Source organism: Nocardioides sp. NBC_00368 (assembly GCF_036090055.1).
Lineage (GTDB): Bacteria > Actinomycetota > Actinomycetes > Propionibacteriales > Nocardioidaceae > Nocardioides.
Genome location: NZ_CP107970.1, coordinates 4485001 through 4501146 on the forward strand (window position 1 = coordinate 4485001; position 16146 = coordinate 4501146).

The following is a 16146-nucleotide window of genomic DNA, read 5'->3' on the forward strand; positions in this document are numbered from 1 at the left end:
CAAGTAGGACGGCACTCGTGGAATGTCGTGTGAATCTGGCGGGACCACCCGCTAAGCCTAAATACTTCTTGATGACCGATAGCGGACCAGTACCGTGAGGGAAAGGTGAAAAGTACCCCTGGCGGGGAGTGAAATAGTACCTGAAACCGTGTGCCTACAATCCGTCAGAGCCCGGCCGACCCTTCGGGGTAGTGGGGGTGATGGCGTGCCTTTTGAAGAATGAGCCTGCGAGTTAGCGGTGTGTGGCAAGGTTAACCCGTGTGGGGTAGCCGTAGCGAAAGCGAGTCCTAATAGGGCGATTGAGTCGCGCGCTCTAGACCCGAAGCGAAGTGATCTAGCCATGGGCAGGTTGAAGCGCCGGTAAGACGGCGTGGAGGACCGAACCCACTTCAGTTGAAAATGGAGGGGATGACCTGTGGTTAGGGGTGAAAGGCCAATCAAACTTCGTGATAGCTGGTTCTCCCCGAAATGCATTTAGGTGCAGCGTTGTGTGTTTCTTGCCGGAGGTAGAGCACTGGATAGCCGATGGGCCCGACCAGGTTACTGACGTTAGCCAAACTCCGAATGCCGGTAAGTGAGAGCGCAGCAGTGAGACAGTGGGGGATAAGCTCCATTGTCGAGAGGGAAACAGCCCAGACCATCAGCTAAGGCCCCTAAGCGGTAACTAAGTGGAAAAGGATGTGGAGTCGCAGTGACAACCAGGAGGTTGGCTTGGAAGCAGCCACCCTTGAAAGAGTGCGTAATAGCTCACTGGTCAAGTGATTCCGCGCCGACAATGTAGCGGGGCTCAAGTTATCCGCCGAAGCTATGGCACTCCGGTTTTCCGGGGTGGGTAGGGGAGCGTCGTGTATCGGGTGAAGCAGCGGAGTGATCCAGCGGTGGACGGTACGCGAGTGAGAATGCAGGCATGAGTAGCGAATGATGTGTGAGAAACACATCCGCCGATTGATCAAGGGTTCCAGGGTCAAGCTAATCTGCCCTGGGTAAGTCGGGACCTAAGGCGAGGCCGACAGGCGTAGTCGATGGACAACGGGTTGATATTCCCGTACCGGCGAAGTGACGCCCATGATGAGGCGCATGATGCTAACCATCTGAAGCACACGTGACCGATCCCTTCGGGGTGAGGCGTGTGTGTGGAACATGGGACCCGAGTGTGTAGTAGTCAAGTGATGGGGTGACGCAGGAAGGTAGTCGAACCGGCGCGATGGTTGTCGCCGGCCAAGCATGTAGGACTGAGTCTAGGCAAATCCGGGCTCTGTATGTCTGAGATGTGATGGGGAGCCGTTTGGTGAAGTCGATGATCCTATGCTGTCGAGAAAAACCTCTAGCGAGTCATGAGCCGCCCGTACCCCAAACCGACTCAGGTGATCAGGTAGAGAATACCGAGGCGATCGAGCGAACCATGGTTAAGGAACTCGGCAAAATGCCCCCGTAACTTCGGGAGAAGGGGGGCCCGGATCGTGAACCCACTAGCTGGGGGAAGCGTGAAGGGCCGCAGAGACCAGGCCCAAGCGACTGTTTACTAAAAACACAGGTCCGTGCGAAGTTGTAAGACGATGTATACGGACTGACTCCTGCCCGGTGCTGGAAGGTTAAGAGGACGGGTTAGCCGTAAGGCGAAGCTCAGAATTTAAGCCCCAGTAAACGGCGGTGGTAACTATAACCATCCTAAGGTAGCGAAATTCCTTGTCGGGTAAGTTCCGACCTGCACGAATGGAGTAACGACTTGGGCGCTGTCTCAACCGTGGACTCGGCGAAATTGCACTACGAGTAAAGATGCTCGTTACGCGCGGCAGGACGGAAAGACCCCGGGACCTTTACTATAGTTTGGTATTGGTGTTTGGTTCGGCTTGTGTAGGATAGGTGGGAGACTGTGAAGCGCACACGCCAGTGTGTGTGGAGTCATCGTTGAAATACCACTCTGGTCGTACTAGATGTCTAACTTCGGACCATGATCTGGTTCAGGGACAGTGCCTGATGGGTAGTTTAACTGGGGCGGTTGCCTCCTAAAATGTAACGGAGGCGCTCAAAGGTTCCCTCAGCCTGGTTGGCAATCAGGTGGCGAGTGTAAGTGCACAAGGGAGCTTGACTGTGAGACAGACATGTCGAGCAGGGACGAAAGTCGGAACTAGTGATCTGGCCACGGCATGTGGAAGCGTGGTCACTCAACGGATAAAAGGTACCCCGGGGATAACAGGCTGATCTTCCCCAAGAGTCCATATCGACGGGATGGTTTGGCACCTCGATGTCGGCTCGTCGCATCCTGGGGCTGGAGTAGGTCCCAAGGGTTGGGCTGTTCGCCCATTAAAGCGGCACGCGAGCTGGGTTTAGAACGTCGTGAGACAGTTCGGTCCCTATCCGCCGCGCGCGTAGGAAACTTGAGAAAGGCTGTCCCTAGTACGAGAGGACCGGGATGGACGAACCTCTGGTGTGCCAGTTGTACCGCCAGGTGCATGGCTGGTTGGCTACGTTCGGAAGTGATAACCGCTGAACGCATCTAAGCGGGAAGCACGTTTCAAGATGAGGTTTCCCACCCTTTATGGGTTAAGGCCCCCTACAGACTATGGGGTTGATAGGCCGGAGGTGTACAGCAGTGATGCCCAGCCGACCGGTACTAATAGGCCGAGGGCTTATCTTTCATAAACCCTCAACAAAAACAACAAACGAAGACCGTCAAGTCTCGCGTCCACAACCAACTGTTGTAACACAGGTTTGGTCACCCCCCTGAGTGTGGGGAGAGTGATCTCAAGAGTTACGGCGGCCATAGCGAAGGGGAAATACCCGGTCCCATCCCGAACCCGGAAGTCAAGCCCTTCAGCGCCGATGGTACTGCAACCGAGAGGCTGTGGGAGAGTAGGACGCCGCCGGACATAACTTTGCGCAGGGCCACCTCTTCGGAGGTGGCCCTGCTGCCATTTGTGCCTGTTTTCAATGCCAGTATCGAGCTTGTCGAGATGCTGGAGACGGTCTCTTCGCGCCACGCCAGGTTGACGTGGCCTGCGTCACGGGGTCCAATGTCATAGTTGCAGTCCGTACGTTTCAACATCTCGAACTAGGAGTTCCCATGGTCAAGAAGCTGCTCATCGCTGCCGTTGTTGCCGCGGGTCTCGGTGTGGCCATCAAGCTGGTCACCAGCCGCTGACCCAGAGCTTCCGCAACTGCCCGGTGCCCTCGAGGTGCCGGGCAGCTGTCATTTGCTGCCCTGCGATGCTTCCTCGTCCGGCGTGATCGGAGCAGAGGCGGCCGGCTCCTCCTTCGGGACGTCGACCTCGGCGAGAGAACGGCGCGCACCGGGGATCGCGAGGATCCCGGCCACCACCAGGAAGAGGAGCAGGCCAGCGAGCACGAGCAGTGACTCGACGGAGAACTGGTCCGCAAGGGGACCGAAGACGACCATGGACAGCGGCATGGCGACCGACATGACGATCCCGAGGATGCCGAAGACACGTCCCTGCATCTCCGGCACCACCCGCTCCTGCAGGATCGTGATCGCCGGCGTGCTGAGCGCCGAGAAGAACACTCCGATCAGCAGCCCGAAGACGAAGAAGACCCACATGTTCGTCGAGACGCCCAGGCCGACGACCAGCAACCCGATGAGAATGACGGAGCCAACCATCAGGCGCATGCGGTGGACGATCTTGGGTCCGAGGACTGCCATCGCGGCTCCGCCGGCGAGCATGCCGAAACCCCAGAACAGCTCGTTCGCGGTCAGCTTCCAGACCTCGTCGCCGAAGGTACGGGTGACCATCAGCGGAGTCAGGTAGGAGGGCGCTCCGACCATGAGCATGACCAGCGTGAAGAGGATGAGGATCCAACGTACGTGCGCGTGGGTGGAGACGTACTTCAGGCCGGCACGCAGGTCGCCGAAGTAGGAGACCTCTCCCTGGTCGGAGCGTACGAGACGGGCGACCGGGACGAGGGCGAGCAGCCCTACGCCTATCAGGGCTGTGATCGCGTCGATGAAGAAGACGGCGACGATGTCCATGCTGGCGTAGATGACCGCTGCGAGCGCCGGAGCCAGGAGCGTCATCGCGGACTGGATGGTCTGGAAGGCTCCGTTGATCCGGAGCAGCTGGGACTCCGGTGCGATCTGCGGGATCATCGCGGTCACCGCGGGCATCTGGATGCCGGCGAAGACCGATCGGATGGCCAGGGCGAGATAGATGATCCAGAGGTCGTCGATCCCGCTCGCCATCAGGCCGGCCAGGATCAGGGTTGCGACCGCGATCGTGGCGTCCGAGCCCATGATGAGGAACTTGCGGTGATGGCGGTCTGCCCAGACGCCGCCGAAGATCGACATGAACGCCTGCGGGAGCATCCCGAACACGAGGCTGAGCATCAGCACGGACCCGGAACGGGTCTCGATGGTGAGGTGCCACATCACGGCGTACATCACCAGCATCGAGCCGAGCAGGGAGACCGTCTGGCCGGCGAGGAAGATCGCTGCGTTGCGCCTCCAGCCGGAAAGCTCGTCGGCGGGCATGGCGTCCAGCCTTTACCCGGACGCAGGGGGCGTCAACCGACTTTGGTCTCGCCGCCTTTGGGGTCCTAGGTAAGGTAAGCCTAACTTTACGAAGAGGAGTGGGCATGGGATTCGACGACGGTCGGAAGCTGAAAGGTCTGTACGCCGCCGAGGTGCTGCACAACAAGCAGGTCACCCCGCACATGGTGCGGCTCACCCTGGCCGGCGACGACCTGCGGCGCTTCCCGCAGCGTGGCTTCGACCAGTGGTTCCGGCTCTTCCTTCCACGACCGGGTGGCGCGGCCACAAACTTCGACGTGGTGCCCGAGAAGCTCGGGACGATCGACTACCTCAAGTACATGAGGCATGGTGACCGGCCGCCGCTGCGCAACTACACGGTGCGCGAGCACCGTCCCGAGCTTGGCGAGATCGACGTCGACTTCGTCGTCCACGGCGACATCGGGATAGCCGGCCCGTGGGCGCGTACGGCACAGCCCGGGGAGCGGGTCGTGCTCATGGACCAGGGCACGGGCTTCGACTTCGCGCCGGACGCCTCGTTCCATCTGCTCGTCGGTGACGAGTCAGCGCTTCCGGCGATCCTGGGGATCCTCCGGGACATGCCGCGGGACGCTCGAGGGCTGGCGATCATCGAGATCCCGGACATGGCCGACGTCCAGGACGTCTCCGGGCCGGACGGGGTCGAGGTGCGGTGGCTGCCGCGGGGCGACTCCGCCGATCAGGCCGGAGCTCTGGCGATCGCCGAGGTGAAGTCGTTCACGCCCGAGGAGCCGGCCACGCTCTCCGCCTATCTCGTCGGCGAGCGGACGATCCCGGCCGAGGGACGGCGGCATCTGGTCTCGCTCGGCGTCCCCAAGTCGCGGATCACGTTCGTCGGCTATTGGCGGCTCGGCAAGGCGCAGGCATAACCGTCCAGACGCCGAGTCGGCTCATCCTGACCAAGAACACCGCCGAGTCGGCTCGTCATGACGAGCCGACTCGGCGGGTTGTCGGTCAGTTCGAGCCGCCTCGGCGTCAGCCGAGGAGGTCGGTGATGGAGGTGCGTACCTGATCGAAGGCGAGCCAGGCGAAGAGCAGGGCACAGATGATGAGGCCGATGTTGGAGGCCCACTTGTTGCGCCACTCCGCCGGGGTGTGGCTGGTGTTGAGGAGCCAGAGCAGCGTGATCGCCAGGAATGGCATGAAGAACGCGCCCAGGACTCCGTAGATGAGGATCAGCCAGGTGGGCTGGTCGGCCAGCAGGAGCCAGATCATCGGGGGGAAGGTCAGCCAGAGGATGTAGGAGCGGTACCAGATCCCGCCGCTCTTGGCCTCGGGCTCGTCCGCCTTGCCGCGGACCGTGCCCATGAAGTCGGCGAACATCAGGCTGACGCCGTTCCAGACGCCGACCAGGGACGACATCGCCGCCGCCCAGAAGCCGATCAGGAACAGCTTGCCGAACCAGTTGCCGTAGCGGTCGGCGAGCACCTTGGACAGGTCGAGCATGCCCTGGTCGCCGGTGCCGATGGCGATCTGGGCCGAGTAGAGCAGCTCGGCGCCGACGATGAGGGTCGCGACCACGAAGATGCCGGTCACGACGTACGCCGTGGTGTTGTCGAGCCGCATCACGCGCATGAAGCTCGGGGTGCTCCAGCCCTTCTCGCGCAGCCAGTAGCCGTAGGCGGCCAGGGTGATCGTGCCGCCGACGCCGCCGGCGACCGAGAGCAGGTTCACCAGCGAGCCCTCCGGGATGGTCGGGACGAGGCCCTTGAGGAGATCCGGAAGGTTGGGCACGGTGATGATCGCGGCAGCGACCATGGTGACGAACATGATGCCGACCAGGACCGCGAGGAACTTCTCGAAGAGCCCGTAGCGGCCGGCCCATACGATGGCGAGACCGATCAGGCCGGAGAGGATGCCCCAGACCTTCACCGAGGCGAACGAGAAGAGCGCCGCCAGCGCCAGGCCGGTGCCCGCCATCGCCGCGGCACCGTAGATGAAGCCCCAGATCACGATGTAGGGGCCGAAGTAGATCGTCGTCCAGATGCCCAGACGCCGCCAGCCCTGGAAGATCGTCTCGCCGGTGGCCAGACTGTAGCGTCCGGCGCCTTCGACGAGCACCACCTTGAGCACGCAGCCGATGACGACGGCCCACAGCAGGGCGTAGCCGTACTTGCTACCGGCGATCAGGGTGGCGACCAGGTCGGCGGCGCCGACACCGGTCGCGGCCACGACGAGGCCAGGACCCAGGATCCGCCAGCGTGGGGTTTCGGACGTCTCGATCCTTGCTGCTTGTGACATGAGCGACAGGTATACCCCGTTTTAGGGAAGGTCAGCGAGTTTTTGCCGAAGGACGGCACGCTCACGCTCGTTCGCGCACATCGATTCCGCCCGCTCCAGCTCCTCGCGCGCCTCGACGGTTCGGCCGAGCCGGCGCAGCAGCTCGCCGCGTACGGTCGGGAGGAGATGGGTGTGGTCGAGTCGCCTGTCCTCGGCGATCCGGTCGACCAGTTCCAGAGCTCGCAACGGTCCGTGGGCCATCGCGACCGCCACGGCACGGTTGAGGTCGACGATCGGGTTGGGCGCGATGCGGCCCAGCGCCTCGTAGAGGACGATGATCCGCTCCCAGTCGGTGGTCTCCACCGAGGCGGCCACCGCATGGGTGGCGGCGATCGCGGCCTGGAGACCATAGGGGCCGAGGCCGCGTGGAGTGGCCTGCTCGAGGGCGGCCCGGCCCCGGCGGATGGCTCCTTGGTCCCATCGGGTGCGGTCCTGCTCCTCGAGGAGGACCGGGTCACCGGCGGCGTCGAGGCGCGCCGGGAAGCGGGAGGCGGTGAGCTCCATGAGCGCGAGCAGCCCGTACGCCTCGGGCTCGTCGGGCAGCACGCCGATCAGCACGCGGGTCAGCCTGCGTGCCTCGCGGGCGAGGTCGGTGCGGATCAGATCCTCGCCGGACGTGGCGGTGGAGCCCTCGGTGAAGATCAGGTAGAGGACGTTGAGCACGCCGGCGAGCCGCTGCCGGCGCTCGTCGGGCGAGGGCACCTCGAAGGGCACCTTCGCCGCCGCGATCGTCTTCTTGGCGCGGGTGATCCGAGCCTGGATCGTCGGCACCGGCACCAGGAAGGCCCGGGCGATCTCCTCGCTGCTCAGACCGCCGACCACCCGCAGGGTGAGCGCCACCCGGGCCTCCTTGGACAGCACCGGGTGGCAGGAGACGAACATCAGCGCGAGGACGTCGTCGTCGATCCGTTCGACATCCAGGTCGTCGGCGTACGCCTCGTCCTGGTCATGGGCGATGGCCTCGTACTTCTCGCGCTGGACGCCGGCGCGGCGGATCGTGTCGATGGCCCGCCGCTTGGCCGTGGTCATCAGCCAGCCGACCGGGTTGGCCGGCTGGCCGTCGCGTGGCCAGGAGACCAGCGCCTCCGCGAGGGCCTCCTGGGCCGCGTCCTCGGCGAGGGCGAAGTCGCCGGTGTAACGCGCGAGCGCGCCGACGATACGGGCGGACTCGATACGCCAGATCGCCTCGACGGCGCGCGTCGCGTCACTCATCGGTTTCTCCTTCGGTGGTCTCGACCCTCAGAGCTGTCCGTTCTTGGTCCGCCAGTCGAGCTCCTTCTGGATCCAGGGGTTGTCCTGGGGAAACTCGTCGATCGTCGGCACCCGGCGGATCTCGACGGCGGAGCCGGGGAAGTAGCTGAGCCGCTTCGCCCACTCCACGGCCTCCTCCTTCGAGGCGACGGAGATCAGATAGAAGCCGCCGAAGAGCTCCTTGGTCTCGCCGTAGGGACCGTCGGTGACCACCGGCGGCTCGTCGGCGTCGGCGTAGGTGACGACGGTGTGCTCCTCCGGGTCCAGACCCTCCATCGCGAGCAGCACACCCGACTTGATGAGCTCGTCGTTGAGTTGACCCATCTTCTCGAGCATCTGCTCGAAGGGGATCTCGGCCATCGCGGCGTTCTGCTTGTCCTCGTCGATGGTCCGCCAGATCAGCATGTACTTCGGCATCTCGGTTTCTCCTGTGTCGGTAGGGCCGTCTTGCCGGCCCGTTCACCCCTTGGTCGAACGAGGTCTACGCGGAATCGACAACCTTGCCAAGAATATTTCTGACAAGAGTCTCGACAGGCTCGACCACCCGGGTTTCTGGGTAGGTTGGGGACGTGAAGATCTCGCTGTGGCCCAACCTCGTCTTCCCCGCCGCCGACATCCTCGCCGAGGCGCAGGCGGCCGACCAGGCCGGCTGGTACGGCGTCTGGGTCGCCGACCACTACATGCCGAACACCGGCACCGAGGAGATCGACGACGGGCCGATGCACGAGGTCTGGGGAATCCTGCCGGCGCTCGCCGCGACCACCCAGAACGTACGCATCGGGCCGCTCGTCTCCCCGACGACGATCCACCACCCGGCGGTGCTCGCGAACCGGTCCGCGACGATCGACCACATCGCGGGCGGGCGGTTCGTGCTCGGGATGGGCGCCGGTTGGCAGATCAACGAGCACAAGGCCTACGGCTTCGACCTGCCGGGCGCGAAGGTGCTCGTCGACCGGTTCGAGGAGGCGATCGAGGTCACTCGGTCGCTGCTCGACAAGCCGCGCACCACGTTCGAGGGGACTCACTTCCAGCTCACCGACGCGCCGTGCGAGCCGAAGCCCGTGGCGTCACCGCTGCCGATCCTGGTCGGTGCCAAGGGTCCGCGGATGCTCCGGGTCGTCGCCCGGCACGCCGACGAGTGGAACACCTGGGGCACCCCCGAGAGCGCCGGCGCGGTGCGCTCCAAGCTCCTGGAGGCCTGCGAGCAGGTCGGCCGCGACCCGTCCACGATCAGGACGACCACGAACCTGATGCTCGATCTCGACGGCGCGAACCCGGGCTTCGCCAGGACGCAGACCGGCTCGGCCGGTGAGCTGCAGGACTTCGTCGGGCGCTACGTCGAGGCCGGCTTCGACGAGTTCATCCTGCCGACGTGGAACCTCGGGAAGACCGGTGCCGAGCGGATCGAGCGGGCCGCACAGCTCAAGGCCGAGGTGCTCGACCCGGCTCTCTAGACCGGCCGGGCGAGGATGGCGCTGTTGATCACGTCGGTCCCGGGGGCGTCGACCTCGGGGTTGGCCTCGGCCACCACGGTCAGGCCGGCCAGGGCCGCGGGGCCGACCCGCGGATAGAGCAGCGTACGCAGCCCCCGGGCGCTCCGCGCCAGGACGAGCCCGCCCGGGGCGAGGTGGGTGACCACCTTGCCGAGCACGTCGGCCTTCGCGGCGTCATCGGATCCGACCAGGCCGGCGAGGAGCACGACGTCGACGGGGTGCGGTGGTGTGGCGGCCGCCGCCTCGGCGTGCTCGAACGTCACGCCGGCGGCGCCCAGTCGCCCGAAGGCGGCGGCGGAGAGCCGGATGGCCTCCGGGTCGTGATCGACGCAGTGCACCGCGATGCCCTGCTCGGCCAGACAGAGCGCGGTCAGGGGCAGCGGCCCCGAGCCGAGGAGCAGGACGTGCCGCGGGTCGGTGCCCTGGCGGCGTACGGCCTGCAGCTCCATCTCCACCAGAAGCCGGTAGTTCTCGCGGTAGGGGAAGCGGGAGAACGCCTCGGCGGGGTCGGCGGCGCGCGCGATCCGGTCGGCCCAGACCCGCTCGAGGGCGTGCTCGCCGGCGGAGGCCACCGATCGGAATACCGCGGGTGAGCGAGACGGCGGCAACGCGGCCAGCACCGAGTCGGCGGCCGACTCGGGCACGCTCAGCACCTCGGTGACCAACCGGTGGAAGAGAGCGTTGACGACGATGCCGGGCGCCAGCGACTGCTGGGCGAGGAGGTCGTCGAGGGTGGAGACCAGGCGTTCGTCGACTGCTTCGAACGCTCCCGGATTCACAAGCGGCCACCATTCCATATCGGCGACGGCCGCTGCAGAGTGTTCCGCCGAGGAGACCCACTCCGCGGCACGGAAGTTTCTGGGACGATGTAGAACCACGCCGGCCGGCTACGACGTATCCCCCGTAAGCACGCCTACGGAAGGTGCCTGCGACAGGCGCCGTCGAAAGGGAAGAGTCATGAAGTACGTCATCCTCATCCACTCCAACCCGCAGCCCTGGGGCCACCCGACGGGTGACTTCATCCCCGAGTTCCAGTCCTTGCCGCAGGAGGCCAGGGAGAAGCTCAACGCTGCCTTCGAGGGGATCATGGAGGAGCTAGCGGCCAACGGGGAGCTCCTCGGCGGGCAGGCGCTCGCCGACCCGGCCTCGGCCAGGCTCTACCGCTGGGACGCCGGCGAGCCGGTCGCCACCGACGGCCCCTACTCCGAGGCCAAGGAGCACCTGGCCGGCTTCTTCCTGATCGACGTCGAGTCGCAGGAGCGAGCCGAAGAGGTCGTACGCAGCTTCAGTGGCCCCGGTGAGACGGTCGAGCTACGGCCGGTGGCAACCTACTGACATGACGGTGACGGGAGTCGAGGACGTGTGGCGGCAGGAGTCCGCCCATGTCCTCGGCGCCCTGCTGCGAGTCCATCCCGACCTGCCCGACTGCGAGGATGCCGCCCAGGAGGCGCTCATCGCGGCCAGCCAGCGCTGGGCCTGCGACGGGCTGCCCACCGACCCGAGGGCCTGGCTGATCCGGGTGGCCCATCGGCGGCTGATCGACCAGCTGCGAGCCGACACGGCCCGGACCCGGCGCGAGATCGCCGACGGGATGGCGCGCCGGCTCGACGACCCGGACCCGGCCGCCCCCGACATCGGCTCGGCCTACGACGACTCGCTGCGGCTGATGATGATGTGCGCCCATCCCGCACTGCGCCGACCGTCGCAGGTGGCGATCACGCTGCGGTGCGTGGGCGGCCTGACGACGGCGGAGATCGCGGCCGCGTACCTGGTCCCGGAGGCGACCATGGGGCAGCGGCTCAGCCGGGCCCGGGCGACGCTGAAGGACGAGGAGTTCTGCTCGCCGGCGCCCGACGAGCTGCCCGAGCGGATCGCGTGCGTGCTCGACGTCTGCCACCTGATCTTCAACGAGGGCCACACCCGCACCAGCGGCCCGGACCTGCAGGGAATCGAGCTCACCGACGAGGCGATCCGGCTGACCCGGATGGTGCGCGGCATCCTGCCCGAGCACGACGAGGCCACCGGTCTGCTCGCGCTCATGCTGCTGACCCAGGCCCGCTCGTGCGGGCGCGTCGACCACCTCGGCGACCTGATCCCGCTCAAGGACCAGGACCGCTCGCAGTGGGACCGCGAGCTGATCCGCGAAGGCGTCGCGCTGCTCGAGGATGTGCTCCCCGAGGGGCCGGTGGGCCGCTACCAGCTGCAGGCGGCGATCGCCGCGGTCCACGCCGAGGCCGAGTCGTACGAAGCCACCGACTGGCTCCAGATCAACCTGCTCTACGGGATGCTCGCCCAGGTCGCGCCCTCGCCGGCGGTCACGCTCAACCGGGCCGTCGCGGTGGCGATGAGCCTCGGTCCGGAGCACGGGATCGAGATCGTACGCGACCTGCTGGAGCACCCGGCGATGCAACGGCACCACCGGGCCCATGCCGTGCTGGCGCACCTGCTCGAGCAGTCCGGCGACCTCGCGGCCGCCCGGGAGCACTACGTGCTGGCGGCGCGCCTGACCCAGAGCGTGCCGGAGCAGCGCTACCTGAACCGCCGGGTCGACGCGCTCGACCAGTCGTGACGGCCGTCGCTGAGGATCAGAGCTGGACGACGCCGTCCAGGACGAGGATGATCCCGAAGATCGCGAAGAGTGCGGCGGCGCCGTACTTGATCACCTTCTCGGGAAGGTTGCGGCCGAGGAGGGCACCGACGCCGATGGCGAGGGCGTCGGCCGCCACCATCCCGACGGTGGAGCCGATCCAGGTCCCGAGCCAGCCCTCCTGGGTGGCCAGGGTGATCGTCGCGAGCATCGTCTTGTCACCGAGCTCGGCCAGGAAGAACGCGATGCCGACGGCGATGATCGCCATGCCCCGGCTGTTGCGTGCCTTCTTGGCTTCGTCCTCGGTGAGCTCGTCGCCTCGCAGGGTCCACGCTGCGAAGACCAGGAAGGCTAGCCCGGCCACGATGGTGATGTAGTGCTGGTGCTCGGCGAAGGCGTCCCCGATGAGCGCACCGATGGCGACCGAGGCCAGATGGACGATCGCGGTGGCGGCGGTGATCCCGAGGATCACGTCTCGAGCGCGGTAGCGGGTGGCGAAGGTCATCGCCATGAGCTGGCTCTTGTCGCCGAGCTCGGCGACGAAGATGACCGCGGTCGACAGCAGGAAGGCGTACACAGGGGTTCCTCTCCGGCGCCGGCCGGAGGAATCCCATGAGGGGTGCAGCGTCCTTCGACCAGCACCGTCATGTTGATACGGGTGCTTGGTCGAAGGTCTCGTCCGCCACTTCGTGGCCGATCGCGCCGGGCGCAGAGGCCAGTGTGTCGACGCGACTGTTGAGGACTACTCCCCTTCGTGGTCTCGAGTCTAGGCCACCGGTCGAGCCGCTTCCCAGTCGGTGCGGGCGTGGTCTGGGTCACCCCGGGTCATTAGTACACGATTTGCTGAATCCAGAAAACGCTGTACCGTCAGGCCCATGGTCACGACGACGACGGCTTCCCTGGACGCGCTCGCGCGCTTCGGCCACGCGCTCTCCGACGCCACCCGTGCCCGGATCCTGATGCGACTGCGCGAGGGACCTGCGTACCCGGCCGATCTGGCCGACTCGCTCGGAGCGACCCGGCAGGCGGTCTCGAACCACCTGGCCTGTCTGCGTGGCTGCGGTCTGGTCGTGGCCGTTCCCGAGGGGCGGCGTACGCGCTACGAGCTGGTCGACCAGCGCGTTGCCCATGCTCTGGCCGATCTCCATGGACTGGTCCTGGTCACCGACAAGGCCGCCTGCGCCGATGCCGATGAGCTGGGGTGCTGCTGATGGGGCACGGACACGGTCACGGCGCCGTCGGCCACGCGGGTGGCAGGTATCGGTCGCGGCTGGCGGTCACGTTCGTCCTGGTCGCGGGGTTCCTGGTCGTCGAGCTGGTCGCCGGCGTGTTGTCGGGCTCGCTCGCGCTCGTCTCCGACGCCGGGCACATGGGTGCCGACGCCGTCGCGCTCGGGGCGGCGCTGCTCGCGACCAGGATCGCGGCGCGGCCCGACACCACCGGTCGGCGCACCTACGGCTCCTATCGCGCAGAGGTCTTCGCCTCGGGGCTGACGGTGCTGATCATGTTCGGCGTCGCGGCGTACGTGGTCGTGGAGGCTGTCGGGCGGATCGGTGCCGAGACCGAGGTGCAGACCGGGGCGATGCTCGTGGTCGGTGCGGTCGGTCTGGTGATCAACGTCGTCTCGATGCTGTTGCTGCGTGCCGGCGCCGCCGAGTCGCTCAACGTCAAGGGCGCCTACTTCGAGGTGATCGCCGACGCCGCGGGCAGCGTCGGCGTGATCGTGGCAGGTGTGATCGTGGCGCTCACCGGCGAGCCGTTGTGGGACACCGGCGTCGCGGTGGCCATCGGGCTCTTCGTCGCGGTCCGGGCGATCGTGCTGGGTCGCGAGGTCCTGGCCGTGCTCGGGCAGGAGATCCCTGACGGCCTCCAGGTGGATGCCGTCGTCGCCGACCTGGAGGCGATCCCGGGCGTCGAGGACGTCCACGACCTGCACGTCTGGACCCTCACCTCCGGGATGAACGTCGCGACCGCGCACCTCGCGCTCGCCGAGGACGCCGACTCGCAGGACGTCCTCGCCCGGGCGCAGCGGATGCTCGCGACCGCACATCGGATCGAGCACGCGACGCTTCAGACCGAGACCGCCCCGACGCCGCAGTGCCTCGATGTGACGTGGTGAGTGCGGCCCGCTCCGCGGAGGTGGTCCTCGCCCGACCGGCCGCCGAGCGGAGAAGGGCCGTGCTCGTACGCCGGGTGCGGCTGCTGGTGGCCTTCACCATCGCGTACAACGTGGTCGAGGCGATCGTCGCGCTCGTCGCCGGTGTGGGGGCGGGGTCGGCCGCGCTGGTCGGATTCGGTCTGGACTCGGTGATCGAGGTCGCCTCCGCGGTCGCCGTCGCCTGGCAGTTCGGGGGCGGCAACCACGAGAGCCGCGAGCGGACCGCGCTGCGCGTGATCGCCTGCTCGTTCTTCGCGCTCGCCGCCTTCGTGAGCTTCGACGCCGTCACCGCGTTGGCCACCCGCCAGGCGGCGACGCACTCGAGCGTCGGGATCGGCCTGGCCGTGCTGAGCCTGCTGGTCATGCCGCTGGCCTCATGGGCGCAGCGGCGTACGGGCACGGAGCTCGGTTCACGCTCGGCCGTCGCCGACTCCAAGCAGACCCTCCTGTGCACCTACATGTCGGCCGCGCTCCTGCTCGGTCTGGTGCTGAACAGCCTCCTCGGCTGGTGGTGGGCCGATTCCCTCGCCGCGCTGACGATCGCCGCCGTCGCCGTCCGGGAGGGCGTGAACGCCTGGCGGGGCGAGGTCTGCTGCTCTCCGGCAGAGGCCTTCATCGACGACGGCCGGCCCGGCGACGGCTGCGACTGCTGCTGACCGGAAACCGCTGATCGACGTAACCTTTACGGATTCATCGAACTTCCTCAGCAAAGATTCGATCCTGGTTACGCTGAGGTCATGGATGAGGCCGAGGTGCGTGCGGTCCTCTTCGACCTGCAGGACACGCTCGTCCCGAGCGGCCACCCTGCCGAGCACGCCGCGGTGTCCAGGGCGATGGGCGCGGACCTCGGCGTCGACCCGGCCGCGTTCGCGGCTGCCGTCACAGAGACCTTCGACGAACGCGTCCGCGGCCTGATGGCCGATGTGCACCACACGGTGCGCTACCTGGCCAGGCGGGTCGGCGGGTCGCCGACCGAGTCGCAGGTGGAGAGCGCGATCACGCGGCAGCTGAACTACTCGCTCTCCCTGCACGCCGCGACCTGGGCCCTGCCGGCACTGAAGTCGCTGCACAAACGCGGGTTCAAGCTGGGCCTCGTCGCCGACTGCGGAGCGGAGACGGTCGCGATCTGGCCGCAGAGTCCGCTCGCGGACCACCTCGACGCCGTGTCGTTCTCCTGCCAGACGGGCGTACGCAAGCCCGACTCGGGCGCCTACCTGGTCGCCGCGGCGGCACTGGAGGTGCGGACCGGCGAATGCGTGTATGTCGGTGACGGTGCCGACCACGAGCTGAGCGGCGCCGAGGCGGTGGGGATGCGAGCGGTGCGGTTCCGCGCCCGAAGGCACGACGAGCTCGTGGGGAGCGAGAAGGAAGAGGACGGCGACGCGTTCGATCTGGATCCCGAATGGAGCGGGCCGACGATCAGCGACCTGTCCGAGCTCGTCGGCATGATCGGAGTCCCGATGCCACGCGACGGGTCCGAATCGCGGACGTTCGTCTCCGGAAATGTGGTGCCGTGGGGTTCGAAGAGATCATCCCGCTGATCTCCGGATGAAGGCCGACAGGCGACCTGCCGGCATCCCGAGGTGCCCGTCCTGCGTGGGTCAGGGTCCCACTCGCGAGGGCCGATGTCAGCCGAATCCGGAATCCGCCGACGTTTCTTTCCGCTCCTCGGCACGGTTCCGGATCGCTATCGGATCGGTGTCCGATATCACACCACACCTGTTACCTGTCTTTTGACAGTTTCTCCGTCCGGTGGGCGCGCGTCGGTCCGGCGAGAACGCTCCATCAGGCGGCACCGCACGCGCGAATTCGGCAGGAAATGGTCCTTGCCCCCTAGCGAGTTCCCGCTGAAAACGGT

Annotated in this window: 14 protein-coding genes and 2 rRNA genes (1 of these 16 only partly in view); 10 read left to right on the plus strand and 6 right to left on the minus strand. The window is 66.4% G+C overall.

Translation table 11 applies throughout. The annotated features are described in order from the left end of the window. Both OG984_RS21400 and rrf read left to right on the plus strand, forming a co-directional pair. Positions 1 to 2638 (plus strand): 23S ribosomal RNA (locus tag OG984_RS21400); it begins 455 nt to the left of the window's first position. Between the two features lie 115 nt (positions 2639 to 2753). Next, positions 2754 to 2870 (plus strand): 5S ribosomal RNA (rrf, locus tag OG984_RS21405). A gap of 320 nt (positions 2871 to 3190) precedes the next feature. Here rrf and OG984_RS21410 read toward each other — a convergent pair. Further along, the gene (locus tag OG984_RS21410; protein ID WP_328528201.1) at positions 3191 to 4483 is read right to left on the minus strand and encodes an MFS transporter; all 1293 of its coding nucleotides are present in this window, start codon (positions 4481 to 4483) and stop codon (positions 3191 to 3193) included. A 104-nt stretch (positions 4484 to 4587) separates the two neighbouring features. Between OG984_RS21410 and OG984_RS21415 the strand changes: the two genes are divergently transcribed. Beyond that, a complete protein-coding gene (locus OG984_RS21415; protein WP_328528202.1) occupies positions 4588 to 5388 on the plus strand; it encodes a siderophore-interacting protein in 801 nt (266 codons plus the stop codon). A gap of 106 nt (positions 5389 to 5494) precedes the next feature. Here the strand turns inward: OG984_RS21415 and OG984_RS21420 are convergent, their stop codons facing one another. From OG984_RS21420 to OG984_RS21430, 3 genes are read right to left on the minus strand one after another with little or no spacing between them, the layout of a single operon-like run. Next, complete coding sequence (locus OG984_RS21420; RefSeq protein WP_328528203.1) at positions 5495 to 6760, minus strand: Nramp family divalent metal transporter; 1266 nt, start codon at positions 6758 to 6760, stop codon at positions 5495 to 5497. 21 nt (positions 6761 to 6781) lie between these two features. Further along, positions 6782 to 8011, minus strand: coding sequence for an RNA polymerase sigma factor (locus OG984_RS21425; RefSeq protein ID WP_328528204.1), 1230 nt, complete (start codon positions 8009 to 8011; stop codon positions 6782 to 6784). Between the two features lie 27 nt (positions 8012 to 8038). Next, complete coding sequence (locus OG984_RS21430; RefSeq protein ID WP_328528205.1) at positions 8039 to 8467, minus strand: YciI family protein; 429 nt, start codon at positions 8465 to 8467, stop codon at positions 8039 to 8041. A 152-nt stretch (positions 8468 to 8619) separates the two neighbouring features. Between OG984_RS21430 and OG984_RS21435 the strand changes: the two genes are divergently transcribed. Next, positions 8620 to 9504, plus strand: coding sequence for an LLM class flavin-dependent oxidoreductase (locus OG984_RS21435; protein WP_328528206.1), 885 nt, complete (start codon positions 8620 to 8622; stop codon positions 9502 to 9504). On the opposite strand, the gene OG984_RS21440 is transcribed toward OG984_RS21435, so the two are convergent. Then, a complete protein-coding gene (locus OG984_RS21440) occupies positions 9501 to 10322 on the minus strand; it encodes a nicotianamine synthase family protein (RefSeq protein WP_328528207.1) in 822 nt (273 codons plus the stop codon). The genes OG984_RS21435 and OG984_RS21440 overlap by 4 nt on opposite strands. Positions 10323 to 10500: 178 nt before the next feature. Between OG984_RS21440 and OG984_RS21445 the strand changes: the two genes are divergently transcribed. Together OG984_RS21445 and OG984_RS21450 are read left to right on the plus strand one after the other, a co-directional pair. Then, entirely contained in the window at positions 10501 to 10878 is a 378-nt protein-coding gene (locus tag OG984_RS21445) for a YciI family protein (protein ID WP_328528208.1), read from the plus strand. A gap of 1 nt (position 10879) precedes the next feature. Beyond that, entirely contained in the window at positions 10880 to 12112 is a 1233-nt protein-coding gene (locus tag OG984_RS21450; protein WP_328528209.1) for an RNA polymerase sigma factor, read from the plus strand. Between the two features lie 16 nt (positions 12113 to 12128). On the opposite strand, the gene OG984_RS21455 is transcribed toward OG984_RS21450, so the two are convergent. Beyond that, positions 12129 to 12707 (minus strand): TMEM165/GDT1 family protein, encoded by a 579-nt coding sequence (locus tag OG984_RS21455; protein WP_008355279.1) that lies wholly within the window; start codon positions 12705 to 12707, stop codon positions 12129 to 12131. Positions 12708 to 13005: 298 nt separating this feature from the next. Here OG984_RS21455 and OG984_RS21460 point away from each other — a divergent pair, with 298 nt between their 5' ends. The 4 genes from OG984_RS21460 to OG984_RS21475 all read left to right on the plus strand — a co-directional run bounded on the left by OG984_RS21460 (position 13006) and on the right by OG984_RS21475 (position 15829). Beyond that, complete coding sequence (locus OG984_RS21460) at positions 13006 to 13341, plus strand: ArsR/SmtB family transcription factor (protein ID WP_328528210.1); 336 nt, start codon at positions 13006 to 13008, stop codon at positions 13339 to 13341. Further along, a complete protein-coding gene (locus OG984_RS21465; protein WP_328528211.1) occupies positions 13341 to 14249 on the plus strand; it encodes a cation diffusion facilitator family transporter in 909 nt (302 codons plus the stop codon). Before OG984_RS21460 ends, OG984_RS21465 begins: the two co-directional genes overlap by 1 nt. Further along, positions 14246 to 14944 carry a cation transporter gene (locus tag OG984_RS21470; RefSeq protein WP_328528212.1) on the plus strand — a complete coding sequence of 233 codons (699 nt, stop codon included), beginning with the start codon at positions 14246 to 14248 and terminating at the stop codon, positions 14942 to 14944. Before OG984_RS21465 ends, OG984_RS21470 begins: the two co-directional genes overlap by 4 nt. A gap of 81 nt (positions 14945 to 15025) precedes the next feature. Then, positions 15026 to 15829, plus strand: coding sequence for an HAD family hydrolase (locus OG984_RS21475; protein WP_328528213.1), 804 nt, complete (start codon positions 15026 to 15028; stop codon positions 15827 to 15829). Positions 15830 to 16146 lie beyond the last annotated feature (317 nt).